This is a genomic window from Streptomyces sp. NPDC103540 (assembly GCF_055584445.1).
Map to the genome: position 1 here is coordinate 920,007 of NZ_JBVJMA010000001.1, position 15,611 is coordinate 935,617.

General features: G+C 73.9%; 14 protein-coding genes. 7 read left to right on the top strand and 7 right to left on the bottom strand.

The genetic code is table 11. The features are described from left to right. Window positions 1-18 precede the first annotated feature (18 nt). On the bottom strand, window positions 19-909 hold the full coding sequence (locus ACZ6ZI_RS04100) for a class E sortase (protein ID WP_469515481.1): 891 nt from the start codon (window positions 907-909) through the stop codon (window positions 19-21). 56 nt (window positions 910-965) lie between these two features. On the opposite strand from ACZ6ZI_RS04100, the gene ACZ6ZI_RS04105 reads away from it, so the two are divergent. From ACZ6ZI_RS04105 to ACZ6ZI_RS04125, 5 genes are all read left to right on the top strand, one after another. Further along, complete coding sequence (locus ACZ6ZI_RS04105; RefSeq protein WP_469515486.1) at window positions 966-1,973, top strand: hypothetical protein; 1,008 nt, start codon at window positions 966-968, stop codon at window positions 1,971-1,973. A gap of 184 nt (window positions 1,974-2,157) precedes the next feature. Then, a complete protein-coding gene (locus tag ACZ6ZI_RS04110; RefSeq protein ID WP_469515489.1) occupies window positions 2,158-3,690 on the top strand; it encodes an ATP-binding protein in 1,533 nt (510 codons plus the stop codon). 1 nt (window position 3,691) lies between these two features. After that, window positions 3,692-4,678, top strand: coding sequence for a PD-(D/E)XK motif protein (locus tag ACZ6ZI_RS04115; RefSeq protein WP_469515491.1), 987 nt, complete (start codon window positions 3,692-3,694; stop codon window positions 4,676-4,678). 16 nt (window positions 4,679-4,694) lie between these two features. Further along, the gene (locus tag ACZ6ZI_RS04120) at window positions 4,695-7,652 is read left to right on the top strand and encodes a Z1 domain-containing protein (RefSeq protein ID WP_469515493.1); all 2,958 of its coding nucleotides are present in this window, start codon (window positions 4,695-4,697) and stop codon (window positions 7,650-7,652) included. Between the two features lie 78 nt (window positions 7,653-7,730). After that, window positions 7,731-9,050, top strand: a complete 1,320-nt coding sequence (locus ACZ6ZI_RS04125; protein ID WP_469515494.1) for a DNA cytosine methyltransferase — start codon at window positions 7,731-7,733, stop codon at window positions 9,048-9,050. Between the two features lie 72 nt (window positions 9,051-9,122). Here ACZ6ZI_RS04125 and ACZ6ZI_RS04130 read toward each other — a convergent pair whose 3' ends face one another. From ACZ6ZI_RS04130 to ACZ6ZI_RS04140, 3 genes are read right to left on the bottom strand one after another with little or no spacing between them, the layout of a single operon-like run. Beyond that, entirely contained in the window at window positions 9,123-9,557 is a 435-nt protein-coding gene (locus tag ACZ6ZI_RS04130; protein ID WP_363054472.1) for a very short patch repair endonuclease, read from the bottom strand. 49 nt (window positions 9,558-9,606) lie between these two features. After that, the gene (locus tag ACZ6ZI_RS04135; protein ID WP_469515496.1) at window positions 9,607-10,623 is read right to left on the bottom strand and encodes a hypothetical protein; all 1,017 of its coding nucleotides are present in this window, start codon (window positions 10,621-10,623) and stop codon (window positions 9,607-9,609) included. A gap of 37 nt (window positions 10,624-10,660) precedes the next feature. After that, window positions 10,661-11,209 carry a GNAT family N-acetyltransferase gene (locus ACZ6ZI_RS04140; protein WP_469515498.1) on the bottom strand — a complete coding sequence of 183 codons (549 nt, stop codon included), beginning with the start codon at window positions 11,207-11,209 and terminating at the stop codon, window positions 10,661-10,663. A 160-nt stretch (window positions 11,210-11,369) separates the two neighbouring features. On the opposite strand from ACZ6ZI_RS04140, the gene ACZ6ZI_RS04145 reads away from it, so the two are divergent. Together ACZ6ZI_RS04145 and ACZ6ZI_RS04150 are read left to right on the top strand one after the other, a co-directional pair. Beyond that, window positions 11,370-11,546, top strand: a complete 177-nt coding sequence (locus ACZ6ZI_RS04145; RefSeq protein ID WP_469515501.1) for a hypothetical protein — start codon at window positions 11,370-11,372, stop codon at window positions 11,544-11,546. 70 nt (window positions 11,547-11,616) lie between these two features. Further along, a complete protein-coding gene (locus ACZ6ZI_RS04150; RefSeq protein WP_469515503.1) occupies window positions 11,617-11,916 on the top strand; it encodes a hypothetical protein in 300 nt (99 codons plus the stop codon). Between the two features lie 392 nt (window positions 11,917-12,308). Here the strand turns inward: ACZ6ZI_RS04150 and ACZ6ZI_RS04155 are convergent, their stop codons facing one another. The 3 genes from ACZ6ZI_RS04155 to ACZ6ZI_RS04165 all read right to left on the bottom strand — a co-directional run bounded on the left by ACZ6ZI_RS04155 (window position 12,309) and on the right by ACZ6ZI_RS04165 (window position 15,611). Beyond that, complete coding sequence (locus ACZ6ZI_RS04155; RefSeq protein WP_469515864.1) at window positions 12,309-13,523, bottom strand: DUF445 domain-containing protein; 1,215 nt, start codon at window positions 13,521-13,523, stop codon at window positions 12,309-12,311. Window positions 13,524-13,791: 268 nt separating this feature from the next. Beyond that, entirely contained in the window at window positions 13,792-14,559 is a 768-nt protein-coding gene (locus ACZ6ZI_RS04160) for a DUF1707 SHOCT-like domain-containing protein (RefSeq protein WP_469515505.1), read from the bottom strand. 92 nt (window positions 14,560-14,651) lie between these two features. Further along, the gene (locus tag ACZ6ZI_RS04165; protein WP_469515508.1) at window positions 14,652-15,611 is read right to left on the bottom strand and encodes an ABC transporter ATP-binding protein; all 960 of its coding nucleotides are present in this window, start codon (window positions 15,609-15,611) and stop codon (window positions 14,652-14,654) included.

Below are 15,611 nucleotides of genomic sequence, written 5' to 3' on the forward strand. Positions count from 1 at the left end.
CACCCGCCGACAGGACGGCTACGGCCTCAGCGTTCCCCAGACCACCAGGCGGTACGCGGAGCTGTACTCGGGCGTGCAGGTCGTCAGCGTGATGTACGAGCCGGCCTCGGCGTACCCGGAATCCGGCCTCACCGTGCTGCGCGGCACGGGGGCGATCACCCCGGTGTCGCGCGGGGTGGTCCGCTCCAGCACCCTGCCCACCACGTACACGTACCGGCGCCCCCGCACGTCCACGATCAGCTCGTCGCCCGGCCGGAGCCGGTCGATGCGGCGGAACGGTTCGCCGTGGGTGTTGCGGTGTCCGGCGAGCGCGAAGTTGCCGCGTTCACCGGGCCGGGCGGTGCCGGGGTAGTGCCCGGCGTAGCCCTTGTCCAGGACGGCCCGCTTGTCGACGCCCGCGGCGACGGGCACGGACAGGCCCAGGCGCGGGATGCGCAGGACGGCGTACGTCTCCTGGCGCGCGGGGGCCCGGGTCGGCGCGGGGTCGCCGGTCGGGGCCCGGGTCGGGCTCCGGGGGCCGCTCCCGGGGGGCCGACCGGAGGGTCCCGGGGTCGGTGGCCCGGTCCCGGCCCCGGAGACTGCCGCGTCACCGGGTCCGCCGCCGGGGTCGAGCGCACCGGCTCCGACCCCGTCCGCCCCGCCAGTCCCCCCGGTTCCCCCGGCCCCGTCCGCGAGCCCGTCGGGGGCGGCGCCGGCCGCGGCCCACTCCCGTTCCAGGGCCTGGACCCGGTCCCGGGCGGCGACGGCGGCCTGCCGGTTCGTCCACCACACCTGGTGCACCACCAGCAACGCGACCACCACCCCGACGGTCGTGATCAGCTCGGCGCCCGCCCACAGCAGCCGCGCGAGCCCCGCCCGGCCCGTTTCCCGGCCGCCCCTCTGCACCACCACCCGCACCCGATCCCGCACGGCCCGCACCTTAAGACCTGCCCCCTCAACTGACCAGCGGCAGTACGGTGTGAACCATGCGCCCCGACACGCCTGCCGAGCACATCGCCGAAGCCGAGCGCCTCATCCGCACGGCGACCCGCTACCCCGAGGACCAGGAGCCCTTGCTCCTCCAGGCCGCGGCCCACCTCGAACTGGCCGACGCACGCGAGCGGGCGAGCACCCTCTACGACCAGCTCCTCGCCGGCTCTCCGGCCGACCCCCACCTGATCAAGGCCCTCCAGGCCGCGAACCTGTGGGAGTACGGCCACGAGGCCGAGGCCCGCGCCCTGATCTCCGGGATCCGAACCGCCGCCCCGGCGGATCCGGCGCCCTGGGAGGTCATCGCGGAATCCCTGGAGGCGCACGACGAGTTGGAGGCCTCGCTCGACTGCTTCAACGAGGCGGCGACCCTCCTCGTGGCCGACGCCGCCCCGCTCACCCCGGCCACCACGGCCCTCCTCACGGGCCGCCACCGGGTCCGCCGGCTGCTCGGACTCCCGCACGACGACTGGGACATGGTCGCCGACACCCGCCACATCGGCCCGATCCCCCTCGACGAACTCCACGACCCCAAGCGCATCTGGGCCCTGGGCTCCGACGACCCGGCGGAACTGCGGGCCGAGATCGCCCGGCTGCGCGCCGAGCTGGGCGACCGCCGGGCCGCGCTGTCGCGCCCGTTCCCGGTGGCGATGCTGCACTGGCCCGAGCGGGAACTGGACGAGCTGGTCACCGCCTACCCCACCCTCGCCGCCGAGTACCCCTCCCACGACGCCCACCTCGCCCACATCGAGGCCTCCCTGCGCGCCCTGGCCGCCTCGGGCACCACGAACCTCGGCATCGTCACGGGCAGCGTCCCCTCCTACGAGGCCTTCGCCGCCTCGGAGAAGACCTCCCCGGCCTCCCCCTCCCTGCTGGCCGAGTACGCGACGACCCTCGCGGCCCGGGGCAAGGCCGACAGCTGGCCCCCCACCGCCACCGGCCCCTGCTGGTGCGGCTCCACCAAGCCCTACCCGGAGTGCCACGGCGGCCCGACGGCGGCCTGAGCGGACCGGCCCCCGCCCGAACCCGCGACCCGCACGCCGGGCCCCACGCCCCGCGACCCGCACCCCGCGCGCCCCGACCCGCCGACCCGCCTCCCGGGCGGCGGGTCACCCGGGGCTGCCCACCCACGACGCCGGCCGGCCCCCGGTCTAGGCTCGTCCTCGTTTCGACGACTTTGAGGCAGGCATGACCGGCGACTGGCAGTTCGACGTACCCACCACGGGCAGCAAGCACCTCCCGCCCGACGCCCGCTACATGGAGGCGCTCAGCAGCCAGGGGTACGGGTTCGAGGTGGCCATCGCCGACCTCGTCGACAACTCCATCGACGCGGGCGCCCGGGACGTCGTGATCCACTTCCTGCGGGACGACGACCGGCTCGTCAGCCTCCTCGTCATCGACGACGGCAAGGGCATGACCGACGAGGAACTCGACGTCGCCATGACCGTCGGCGGGCGCCGTGACTACGACCCCCGGGCCCTCGGCATGTTCGGCACCGGCCTGAAGTCCGCGTCGCTCAGCCACGCCTCCTCCGTCACCGTCGTGACCAAGACCCGCCGCACGCGCGCGGTCGGCCGCCGCTGGCTCATGGAACACGCCGTCAACGGCCACCAGTGCGACATCGTCGCCCAGGACTACGCGCAGACCCTGATCGACCGCTACGCGGAACGGCCGATCACCTGGCAGGGCACCGTCATCCGCTGGGACGGGGTCAAGAACTTCCCCCGCTCCGGCGGCGGCGGCCAGACCGACCGCTACCTGCACCGCACCATCAACCGGCTCGGGCTCCAGCTCGGCCTGTACCTGCACCGCTTCCTCGCCCGCGAGGACTTCAACATCACGATCGCCGTCGAGGACGTCAACACCGGCACCGAGTACATGAACTTCGGCGTCGAACCACTCGACCCGTTCGGCTACCCGGTCCCGGGCCACGCCGACTACCCGCGCCGCTACACCGCGCACCCGCCCTCGCTGGAACCGGTCGCCCTCGACGCGCACGTCTGGCCCGCGAAGTCGACCCTCGACGGGTACAAGGCCGTCGGATCCGTCCTCGAACGCCAGGGCTTCTACTTCTACCGCCACGACCGGCTCGTCCAGGCGGGCGGCTGGAACAACTTCCGCCAGCCCGACCAGCACCTGGCCCTCGCACGGATCGCGATCGACCTCCCCACCACCCGCAACGACGTCTTCCGGCTGACCGTGAAGAAGGAGGGCGTCGAGGTCTCCCCCGAGTTCGTCACCGCCCTGGAGCAGGCCAAGGACGCGGACGGCGGACGCTTCCTCGACTACATCGGTGCCTGCGAGGGCGTCTACCGCGACGCCCGCAAGCGCGCCGGCACCACCCGCAAGCCGGTCATCGGACCCGGCAAGGGCTTCGACCCGGCCGTCCGCGAGGCCATCGAGGACGAACTGCCCCTGATCCCGGGCGAGGACCCCGTCTCGATCCACTGGCGGGAGCTGGACAACGGCGTCTTCTTCGACATCGACCGGGAGAACCGCACGATCGGCCTCAACCGGCACTACCGGTCGGCCATCCTCGGCGGCCGGCGCGGCGGCACGGACGACGCCCCCACCCTCAAGTCCCTCATGTACCTGCTCCTGCACCAGGTGTTCGAGAAGGAGTACAGCGGCAGCCGCGAGAAGGACAACCTCCAGCTGTGGCAGTCCGTCCTGGTCGCCGCCGCCCGCACCGAGATCGAACGCGTCGGCGAGGACGACTGAGGTGGCCGGGCCCCCCGAACTGCCCTGGTCCGCTGTCGAGCACTACCTCGGCGCGCGACAGGCCACCAGCTACCCGCTCTCCCCGCCCGAGGCCCCCCGCGCGGTCTGGTACGACATCGGGGACGGCGGGCGCGACATCAGCCTCCGGGTCGCGCTCGACCCGCGCGGGCGACTCCCCCGCTCCCCCCTGCCCGCCGTCACCATCGACCAGGTCCTGCGCGACGGCCGGCGCATGGCCCGCGTCCGCACCACCGACGTGGCGCTGATGCGGGACTTCCACGACCTGCTGCTCGCCATCGCCGACCGCGTCGTCACCGGCGGACGCGACCTCGGACAGGCCTTCGAGGAGACCGTGGCCGCCTGGCAGAGGCTGCTCGACCGACCGCGCGGCCTCGGCGTCGAGCGACGCGTCGGCCTGCACGGCGAACTGGCCGTGCTGGCCGCCGTGGCCCGCTCCCACGGCTGGACGCGCGCCGTCGACTCCTGGACCGGCCCCCGGGCCGAACAGCACGACTTCGCCCTGCCGACCTGCGACCTGGAGGTGAAGACCACCTCCGGCGAGGAACGCGCGCACACCGTCCACGGACTGCGCCAGCTCACCGGAAGCCGGGGCCGCCCGCTGTGGTTCGCCTCGATCCAGCTGACCCGCGGCGGCGCCGGCGGACGCTCCCTCGGCGAGTCGGCGACCGCCGCCCTGGCCGCCGCCCACGCGCAGGACCCCCGCGCCGCCGACCGCCTGCGCGAGGCCCTCGCCGCCTGCGGGTGGCGCCGGACCGCCGCCGAGGACCCGGCCGAGGACGACGAACGCTGGACCCCGCGCAGCGCACCCCTGGTCGTCCCCGCCGAGCGACTGCCCCGCCTCACCGCGGAGATGATCGCGCCCGAGGTGCGCGCGCACCTCTCGTCGATCGACTACCGCATCCACGTGGACCACCTGACCACCGCCGAGGGCTCACCCGTGGACCTCACCGACTTCCGCCTTCCGTGACCGACGAGGACCCATCGTGACGAACATCGAATCCCTGCGCCTCGCCCTGCACGGCGCGGTCCTGTCCGACCTCGACGGCAGCCGGCCCAAGAGCCTGGCGCGCGCCCTCGCCTACCAGGCGGAGGACCTCGACCCCGGGGCCGAGGCCTGCGCCGACGAGAGCGACTTCCGAAGCGCCCTGGAGGAGGCCCACTCCACGCACCGGCTCGTCGAGCTGTGGCGCAGGCAGCTCGTGCGCTGGGACTACGCCGAACAGCCGGCCTGGAGCGCGACCGCGCCGCGCACCGACGAGCGCCGCGCCGAGGTCCACGCCCTGCTGCGCCTGCAGCCCTCGACGGCGGCGCTGCTCGACGCCCTGATCCCCGTGGCGAAGACCGACGGCGCCGTCGTCATCAGCCCCGAACACAAACCCTGGTACACGCCGCAGTCGCAGCTCAGCCGACCCCACTACTGGCCCGCCTACCGCCGCCTGCTCACCGACAAGGGCTGGCCCGAGCACGCCGTGGCGGCGCTGGACGCGGCCACCGACCAGGTCGTGGAACGGCTCGCGGACCCCACCGACTCGGAGGTCTACCAGTCCAAGGGGCTGGTCGTGGGCTACGTGCAGTCCGGCAAGACCGCCAACTTCACCGGTGTCATGGCCAAGGCCGTCGACGCCGGCTACCGCCTGGTGATCGTGCTCGGCGGCACCCTGAACATGCTGCGGGCCCAGACCCAGCGCCGCCTGGACATGGAACTGGTCGGCCGGGAGAACATCCTGCGCGGCGCGGACGAGTCGGAGTCGGACTACGCCGACGACCCGGCCTGGACCGCCGGGAAGTTCGTGAGCTTCGGCGGTCCGCCCTCCGCGCTCGGCGCCTTCGACATCGTCCGGATGACCACCCGCGACGACGACTACAAGAGCCTGCTCCAGGGGATCACGGCGCTGGAGTTCGAGAAGCGCGAACCGGCCCTGCCCCTGTACGACCAGGAGAACCTGCACCGCTCCTCGGCCCGCCTGATGGTGGTGAAGAAGAACAAGACGGTCCTGTCCAAGCTCGTCAAGGACCTCGGGAAGATCAAGACGCCGCTCGCGGAGATCCCCGTCCTGATCATCGACGACGAGTCGGACGAGGCCTCCGTCAACACCTCGAAGCCCGACGTGCAGCGCAGCGCGATCAACGAGCAGATCTCCCGGCTCCTGCACATGCTGCCCCGGGCCCAGTACGTCGGCTACACGGCGACGCCCTTCGCGAACGTCTTCGTCGACCCCAGCGACACCGAGGACATCTTCCCCAAGGACTTCCTCATCTCCCTGCCCCGCCCCACCGGGTACATGGGCGCCCGCGACTTCCACGACCTGGACTCGGACCTGGAGGAGGCCGAGCGCACCTACGCCAACTCCAACGAGAAGGCACACGTCCGCGACATCGTCGACGACGACGAGGACGACACCTGCCTCCAGCGGGCCATGGACATGTTCGTGCTCACCGCCGCGATGAAGCTCTACCGCGAAGACGTGGGCAAACTGGGCGACGGCCACTTCGCGCACCACACGATGCTCATCCACGAATCGGTGCGCACCGGCGTCCACCGGGAACTGCACGACCGCGTGCTGGGCCTTTGGCACGACGCCGGATACACCGGCCCGCGCGGCCACGCTCGGCTGCGGGAGCTGTTCGACGCCGACGTCGCCCCGGTCTCGGAGGTCCGCGCCGACGGGCACGCGGTGCCGGCCTCGTACGAGGAGCTGATGCCCTACGTCGGGCCGGCGAGCGTGCGCATCGGCGGCGACGACCGTCCGATCGTCGTCGTCAACGGCGACCAGGACCTGGAGACCGGCGAGGCCGACTTCGACAAGCGCCCCATCTGGAAGATCCTGATCGGCGGCCAGAAGCTGGCCCGCGGGTTCACCGTCGAGGGCCTGACGGTGTCCTTCTTCCGCCGCCGCGCCGGGAACGCCTCCACCCTGATGCAGATGGGCCGCTGGTTCGGCTTCCGCCACGGCTACCGGGACCTGGTCCGCCTCTACCTGGGCCGCAAGGAGACCATGGGCCGCAGCGAGGTCGACCTGTACGAGGCGTTCCAGGCGATCTGCCTCGACGAGGAGGCCTTCCGCGCGGAGCTCGGGCGGTACGCGCACATGGTGGACGGCCGCCCCCAGGTGACCCCCGCCCAGATCCCCCCGCTGGTCTCGCAGCACCTGCCCTGGCTGAAGCCGACCAGCGCGAACAAGATGTACAACGCCCGACTGGAGCTGGTGCGGTCCGCCGGGCGTTGGGAGGAGCCGACCGCCTACCCGCAGAAGGGCGCGGACCTGCGGCACAACACCGGGCTGTGGCTTCCGGTCCTGGAAGGCCTCGGGCCCGAGGTGGAGACGTTCGGCTACCGCTTCCCGGAGGAGAACGTCACGCACCGCTTCCGGGCCCTGCGCGGGACGCTGGCGGCGCCGGCCCTGCTGGAGACCCTCGGGCGGCTGCGCTGGGAGCTGCCCGACCAGTTCCTCCCGCACCTGCGCTACCTGCGGGAGATCACCGACGCGGGGAAGGTGGACGACTGGATGGTCCTGGCCCCCCAGCACGCCACGACCACGGACGCGAAGAGCGTGGTCCTCGGCGAGGAGGGCCGGGCGTACGCGTGGTTCTCGCGCGACCGGCGCGCGGACCGCGGCCCGCTCTTCGGCGCGATCAGCGACCGCAAGCACCGCGGCGTCGCGCACCGGATCGCGGGGGCACTCGGCCCCTCCTCGGACCCGGCGACCGAGGCCCTGGTCGCCGAGCGGCGGGGCGCCCTGGTGCTCTACCCGATCGTGCAGAGCGCCCATCAGGGCTCCTTCGACGCCGACCGGCGGATCGGCGCGGACCGGCTGGTGATGGCGTTCACCTTCGTGGCGCCGGCGTCGGCGCACAGCGCGAACGGGCAGGTCGTCCGGTTCACCACGATCTCCTCCAAGGAGGATCCGATCATCGACGTCACGGAGCTCGACGCCCGCTGAGGGCGGGGTCCCGGGAGCGTTCACGACCCCGCGGGAAGGGCACGGCCCGCGGGGTCCCGGTGATTACACTTGACCCCCATGACCAGCACGCAGCACCGGCAGTCCCCTCCCGGGCAGATCCGCGTCATGGACCTGTTCGCCGGTGCCGGCGGCTTTTCCGCCGGGTTCCGGCGGTACGCGCCGTCGGGGGGGCCCAGTCCGTTCGTGCCCGTCGCGGCGGTCGAGTTCGACCGGGCCGCGGCGGCGACGTACGCGGCCAACTTCGGCGGCTCCCACGTCTACGCCGGCGACATCACCGACTTCGACCCCACGCCCTTCAAGGGCCAGGTCGACGTGATCATGGGCGGTCCGCCCTGCCAGGGCTTCTCGGGCCTGGGCAAGGAGGACCCGACGGACCCGCGCAACGAGCTGTGGCAGGAGTACGTGCGGGTGGTCGCCAAGGTCCACCCCAAGGTCTTCGTGATCGAGAACGTGGACCGTTTCCTGAAGTCCCCGCAGTACGCCGAACTGGTCTCGGCCTCCACCACCCCCGGCCACCCGCTGCACGACTACACCGTGGTCCCGGCCGTGCTGAACGCCGCCGACTACGGGGTGCCGCAGGCCCGCCGCCGGGTCATCGTGATCTGCACCCACAAGGACTTCGCCGAGCCGCTGCGCCACCCGGCTCCGACGCACCACAAGTACGGGATCCTGCCCGGCGAGGGGCAGGACGCCCTGTTCGGCACCGGCTCGGGTTCGGCTTCGGGTTCGGGTTCGGCTTCGGCTTCGGGTTCCGGGGGAACGTCACTGCCGCGTTGGACCCCCGTCTCGGAGGTCTTCGAGCTCTCCGCGCGGCGCCCGCTGCTGGAGCGGATGCCCGACCCGCGCGACACGGGTGAGGCCGCCGGCCCCGTCCCCGGCCACTACCTCACCTCGGACCTGCACTTCGGGCGGTCCCCCGAGGACCTCTCCCGCGCCCGGTACATGGCGATCCCCGAGAACGGCAACCGCAAGGACCTGCGCGGCCTCTTCTACCGGCTCGACCGTACGGGAGCCATCCGGCTGTCCACCGAGAAGGGCTACAACCGCCTCAAGGGCGAGCAGTTCTACCTGTCCACCGAGAGCTGGGACAACCACAACTCCGGCTCCGGCGACGTGATGGGGCGCCTGCGCAGGGCGCAGCCCTCGGTGACCATCCGCACCGAGTTCTACAAGCCGGAGAAGGGCCGCTACCTCCACCCCACGGAGGACCGCCCCATCACCCACTACGAGGCCGCCCTGATCCAGGGCTTCCCGGAGACCTTCCGCTGGTACGGGACGAAGATCGAGATCGCGCGACAGATCGGCAACGCCGTCCCCGTCGGCCTCGGCACGGCGCTGGCCCGCGCCATCCACACCTTCCTGACGCCCGGGGCGTAGGAACCGGCGCGGGAGCGCGCCCGTGCCCGGGCCGTCAGCGCGCCCGTGCCCGGGCCCTGAGCGCCCGGGCCGTCAGCGCCGGGCGGCGCGCTCCGCGAGGCGGTCGGTGACGGCCGCCAGCACGCGCGCCGCCGCCTCGTCCACCTCCTCGTGCTCCCACACGCGCAGCGCCAACCATCCCGCCTCGGCGAACCGGGCGTCGGTGTCGAGGTCCCGGCGCCGGTTCCCCTCGATCTTCGCGCGCCAGAACTCCGCGTTGTTCTTCGGCCAGGTGGCGTGCTCGGGGCAGCCGTGCCAGAAGCAGCCGTCCACGAAGACCGCGAGGCGGGCCGGGCCGAAGACGATGTCCGCCTCGCGCCGCACGCCCTTCACCGGCCGGCGGTGGATCCGGTAGCGCATCCCCGCCGCGTGCAGGGCCCTGCGCAGCGCCACCTCCACGGAGGTGTCGCGGCTCTTCTGGCGGCTCATCCGCGCCCGCACCCCGGCGGTCGTCACGAGTTTGTCCACGCCCCCATTGTGGACCGGGCCTGTGACAGCCCGCCCGGTTCCGCCCTGGTCACAGGGGGAGGGTGAGCTGCTGCCGGCCGCGGGCGACGACCGCGGGCGGTGCGGCGCGGCCGGCGGCGAGGGCGAGGAGCGCGCGCAGCGCCGCGATCACCTCGGCCGGGGTGTCGCGGATCATCGCCGGGGTGGCGCTGACCACCGCGACGCCGTGGGACTCCAGGCGCAGCCGGCGGCGGAGCGTGGCCTGCCAGGAGTCGCGGGTGTAGTGGTACTCCGCCGAGTCGACCTCCAGGGCCACGCCCTCGTCGGGCCAGTACGCGTCCGGCCCGGCCAGGAAGGCGCCGTCGGGGGTGTGCAGGCGCGCGTTCCACAGCGGTGTCGGCAGGCCGCTGCCTTCGAGGCGGTCACGGGCCCGGGCCTCGGCGATCGAGCGGACCCCGGCCAGGAGTTCCGTCGCGGCGGCCCGGATCGCGGGGCGGGCCAGGAGCCGGGCGGCCCGCAGTTCGGCGTGCAGGTCCCCCGGGTGACACCAGCCCGCCTGGACGACCTGGGCCAACACCGCGCGCACCCGGTCGGCCCGGGCCCGCGGCAGCGGGCCGGGCGGGGCCGCGCGGTCGGCGAAGTCGGCGGCGGCGCGGACGGGGCGGGCGCAGGGGATGCCCGAGACGGTCAGGGTGAGGGGCCATCGGGAGGTGGCCCGGGGGCGTACGCGCGCCGTGGCGGCGAGCCGGCGCGGGGCGCGGATCAGCACGTCGGCGGGGGCGGGCGGGGCGTCCGGGATGCCCAGGAGGGTCAGCGCGGCGCCTCCGGTGAGGGCTGCGGTGTCGCCCGTCAGCGGGTCGGCGGTGGGCTCGGCCGCGTACAGGACGGCGGCGAGGGCCCGTTGTCGCGGGTCCGGGGGGCCGGTCTGGAGCAGGTACACCCGGGGCAGCAGCCGCTGCCAGGGCCCGCCGGGCCGGGTGCGGGAGGCGAGGGTGCCGGCGGGGATCCCGGCGGCGACGGTGAGCTGGTGGCGGGTGGCGAGGCCGAGTTGGCGGCGGGCCGCCCGGACGGTTCCGTTCGTGATCATGGCCCGGGTATGCCCGGGGCCGGGGGGCGCGTACCCCTCAGCGGGCGCCGGGGCGGTCCGGGTGGCCCGGCGCCAGGAAGACGATCACACCGGTGAGGGTGCCGGGGAGCGCGGGGACCTCGTGCCAGCCGAGCCGCCGGTACGTGGCCACCGTGTCCGTGGCCAGCCGCGAGGTCAGCAGCCACGCCCGGCCCTCGGGGGCGTCGGCGGTGATCTCGGTGAGCAGGGCCCGGCCGGTGCCCTGGCCGCGCGCGTGGCCGCGTACGGCGAGCTCGTCGATCTCCAGCGCCCCGACCAGGAGTCCGCGCACCCGGTCCGCTCCGAGCTGGGCGGCGACCTGCGGGTAGGCGCGGTGCACGGGGAAGGGGTCCGGGGTCAGCCAGCCGGTGGCGAACCCGTCGATGCCGGCCGGGGACTGGGCGAAGGCCGTGCGGAACCCCGGACGCCGTACGTCCGACTGAAGCCGGGTGGAGAACTGGCGAATGGTTTCTTCGCCTTCGTTCCAAGGCGGGGCGGAGAACACCTCGGCATAGGTGTCGACCAGCTCGTCCGCGAGGTCGAGGACGGTACGTCCGTAAGAGATCACGGTGTCGACTCCAGTGGTGGGTTGCGCGGGTTTCCCCCTGGAAGACCGAATCTACGCGCCGGAGGTTCCCCGCCCCGGCCGTGCGCAGAACCGGCGAGTGTGCGACAAATCGCCCGCCCGGTGTCCGTGTCGCGGACCCGGTCGCCGCGTTGAGCAGCCCGTGGACAGACTGCTGCGGGTCGCCGGGCGGTGCGCACTCGCCTTCCTCCTCGTCCTCGGGGTGGTGGCGGCACTGCCGAGGGCGGTACGGGAGGCGGTGCCGGACGCCGCGATCGGCGGCGCGGTGCTCGCCCTCGGGGCGCTGGGCGCCCGACGGGCGGCCCGGCGACCGCGTTAGCCTGCCCGTGGACACGTGGCCGACGGACACGTGAGCGACAGACACACAGGAACGAACGAGGGAGTTCGACATGGCGCGGGTACCGAGTTCCGCGGTGGCGGCGGCCGGCCTGATCGGCGGCTACGCCGTCGCCCGCTGGACCAGGAAGCGGCCGCTCGGCGGAGTGGTGCTCGGCGCCGCCGGGCTCGTCGCCGGCCGCGAGTGGCACCGGGCGGGCGGCACCCCGGCCGCGGCCGGACTGGGGGCGCTGTACCTCGCCGGCTTCGCGGGGGCGCACCCGCTGGCCAAGAAGGTCGGCGCCTGGCCGGCCGTCATCGGCGCCGCCGCCGTGGTGGCCGCCGGCTCCTGGGCCGTCGCCGACCGGGGCTGACGGGGCCCCGCCGGGACCGAGCCGGGGTCGCCCCGACCTCGACCGGGGATGTCCGAACGTCGGCCGGGGCCGACCCGAATCGACCGGGGCCGGCCCGGCGTCGACCTCGGCGACCCGTGCCGACGGGGGACGAGCGGACTCGCCCCGGGGCGACCCGTGCCGACCCGACGTCGACCGGACTTCGGCCGGGGCCGAGCCGGGTCGACCGGGGCCGGCCCGGCGTCGATCAAGGCCGAGCCGTGCCGAGCCGGGGCCGACCGGGCTCGATCCGGGTCGCCCCCGGGGCGGGGCCGGCCGGCGGGCCCGCCGCGCAGGGCGGTGCCGCATCGCAGGGCGGTGCCGCATCGCAGGGCTGTGCCGCATCGCCGGGTCGGTCCCGCCGCGTACGCGGCTCAGGCTCCGAACGCGCGGGAGATCGTGTAGATCAGCAGGCCCGCCAGGGCGCCGACCACCGTGCCGTTGATGCGGATGAACTGGAGGTCCCGCCCGATGTGGGCCTCGATCTTCCGCGAGGTGTGCTCGGCGTCCCAGCCGGCCACCGTGTCCGTGATCAGCGAGGTGATCTCGGCCCGGTACGTGGTGACCACGTAGACCAGCGCGCCCTCGATCCACCCCTCGACCTTGCCCTGGAGGCGCCCGTCCGTCGCCAGGCGCGCGCCCAGCGACATCAGCGAGGACCGCACCCGCAGCCTCAGCTCGCTCTGCTCGTCCTCCGCCGCCGAGATCATCATCGCCCGCACCGCCGTCCACGCGGACGCGATCACGTCCTGCACCTCGCCGCGCGCCAGGATCTCCGACTTCAGCCGCTCCACCCGCGCCCGCGTCGCCGTGTCCGACTGCAGGTCGGCGGCGAAGTCCGTCAGGAACCGGTCCACCGCCCCGCGCGCCGGGTGCCCCGGCATGTCCCGCATCTCGGTGACGAAGCGCAGCAGCTCCTTGTAGACCCGGTCGCCGATCTTGCGGTCCACGAAGCGCGGCGTCCACCCCGGAGCCCCGCCCTGGACCGCCTCCATCACCGACTCGCCGTGCGTGACCAGCCAGTCGTGGGCCTTGGCGCACACCAGGTCCACCGCCCGGTGGTGACCGCCGTCGACGACGACCCGCTCCAGGGTCTTGCCCAGGCCCGGCGCGATCTCGGCGGTCTCGGCCCGCCGCGTGATCGCCTCGCCCACCACCGCCTGCACATCGGAGTCGCGCAGGACCGTCAGGGCCCCGCGCAGCGCCGTGGCCAGCTCCGCCGTGACCCGGTCCGCGTGCGCCGGCTCGGCCAGCCAGGCACCGAGGCGCCCGCCGATGCCGAGCGCGCGCAGGCGGGCCCGTACGACGTCGGAGGACAGGAAGTTCTCGCCGACGAACTCCCCGAGGGAGACGCCCAGCTGGTCCTTCTTCGTCGGAATGATCGCCGTGTGCGGGATGGGCAGCCCCAGCGGCCGCCGGAACAGGGCCGTGACGGCGAACCAGTCGGCCAGCGCGCCCACCATGCCGGCCTCCGCGGCGGCCGCGACGTACCCGGCCCAGCCGCCCGCGCCCCAGGCGTGCTGCGCGCACTTGGCCAGGACGTACACCACCGCGACCAGGACCAGCAGGCCCGTCGCCGTGGTCTTCATCCGGCGCACCCCGCGCCGGCGCTCCTCGTCGGCCGCGTTGAAGACGAAGGCGCCCCGGGCCGCGGCGGGCGCCCCGGTCGCGTCCGCGACCGCTGATCTCGTGCGGCTGTCCACGTCGTCCACGTGCTCCTGCCTTCCCCCGGTGGCCGGTTTTGTCTGCGTATCTTCCGACTCCCGACGGGCCCGGGGAGTTCCCGGCACGCCGAACGGCACCGCGGACGGCCCTACGGCTCGCCCACCGCTCGCCCGCGGCTCCCCTACCGCTGCCTCACAGCTCCTTGCGGGAACCCCCGCCGGCCCGCCCCCGCCCCTTCGGCTCCTTCACCTTGATCCCCACCCCGCCCCAGAAGGCGAACCCGGTGACGATCACCCGCGGCGCGGCCGGATCCACCGGATGATCGCTCCCCCGCTGTTCGAAACCGCCCATGACGCCGATGCCCCGCACCTCCACGTCCACGCCCGGCGGAACCGTGATCTCGATGCCGCCCATCACCGCGAAGCAGTTGATGACCACCTCCCGCTCCGCGAAGTTCGCCTGGCGCAGGTCGATCTCACCCCCGCCCCAGAACGCCACCGCGTCGAAACGGCGCGGCATCGTCCAGTGCCCCTTGCGCTGGAACGCCGACATCACCGCCACCCCCGTCGCCGAGGTGCCCCCGCCACCGATCCGCGCCGCCCAGGACCGGTCCGCGGGCGCGGGCGCCGCGCCGGGCGCGGGGACCACCGGGAAGGCGCCCGCCTCCCCCGCCGGGGCCGGCAGGTCGCGGGTCAGGGGTTCGAGCTCGGCGTACGTACGGGAGGCGTACGCCGCGTCCAGCCGCTCCTCGAACTCGTCCATGTCGAGCCGGCCCTCGGCGACGGCGTCCCGCAACCGCTCCACCACCCGCTCGCGGTCGGCGTCCGAGGCCCTCATCCCGCCCGGCTCCGGCGACCGCTCCGCGGGGGCGGGAACGGGCGCGGGGGCGGGGGCGGGCGCGGGGGCCTTCTCCAGCGATGCCTTCTCCGGCAACGGCTCCTGAGGCCGCTCGTCACTCATGTGGACCACCCTATGCACCGGGGCGCCCCCGCAGAACGGCCCGTCCCCGACCTCCACCCCGGGGCCACCCCTGATTCATCCCCCACCCACCCCTACCCCCGCCCCGCGTACATCCGCGCGATCACGTCCTCGATGTCCGGCTCCCGCAACGACAGGTCCGACAACGGATACCGCGCCGCCACCGCCGCCACCAACGGCGCCGCCGAGGAACCCGCCGGGAACGCCAACCACTGCCGCGCCCCGTCCACCCGCACCACCCGGGCCCCCTCCACCTCGATCGGCGCCAGCTCCCGCTCCAGATCCACCACCAGCGTCCGCTCGCCGCCCCCCACCGCGTGCAGCCCGGCCAACGGACCGTCGTACACCAGCCGCCCGTGGTCGATCACCATCACCCGCCCGCACAACTGCTCGATGTCCTGGAGGTCGTGCGTGGTCAGCAGCACCGTGGTGCCCGACTCCTCGTTCAACCGCCGCAGGAAGGCCCGCACCTTCGCCTTGCTGACGACGTCCAACCCGATCGTCGGCTCGTCCAGGTACAACACCTCCGGATCGTGCAGCAACGCCGCCGCGATGTCCCCGCGCATCCGCTGCCCGAGCGACAACTGACGGACCGGCACGTCGAGCAGCGCCGCCAGGTCGAGGTTCTCCACGCACCGCTCCAGGTTCTCGGCGTAGCGCGCCCGAGGGATCCGGTACATGCGCCGCATCAACCCGTACGAGTCCCTCAACGGCAGGTCCCACCACAACGTGGTGCGCTGCCCGAACACCACCCCGATCCGGTGCGCCAACCGCATCCGCTCGCGCGCCGGATCGATCCCCGCGACGCGCACCCGGCCGGCGCTCGGCGTGAGGATCCCGGTCAACATCTTGATCGTCGTCGACTTCCCCGCCCCGTTGGGCCCGATGTAGCCGACCACCTCCCCGCGCGCGATCTCGAAACCGATCCCGTCCACGGCCCTCACCCGCCGCTTCTCCCGCCGCAACGGACCCACCCGCCGCCGTACGTCGAAGACCTTCTCCACCCCGTCCAACGAGATCAACGCTTCCGACAC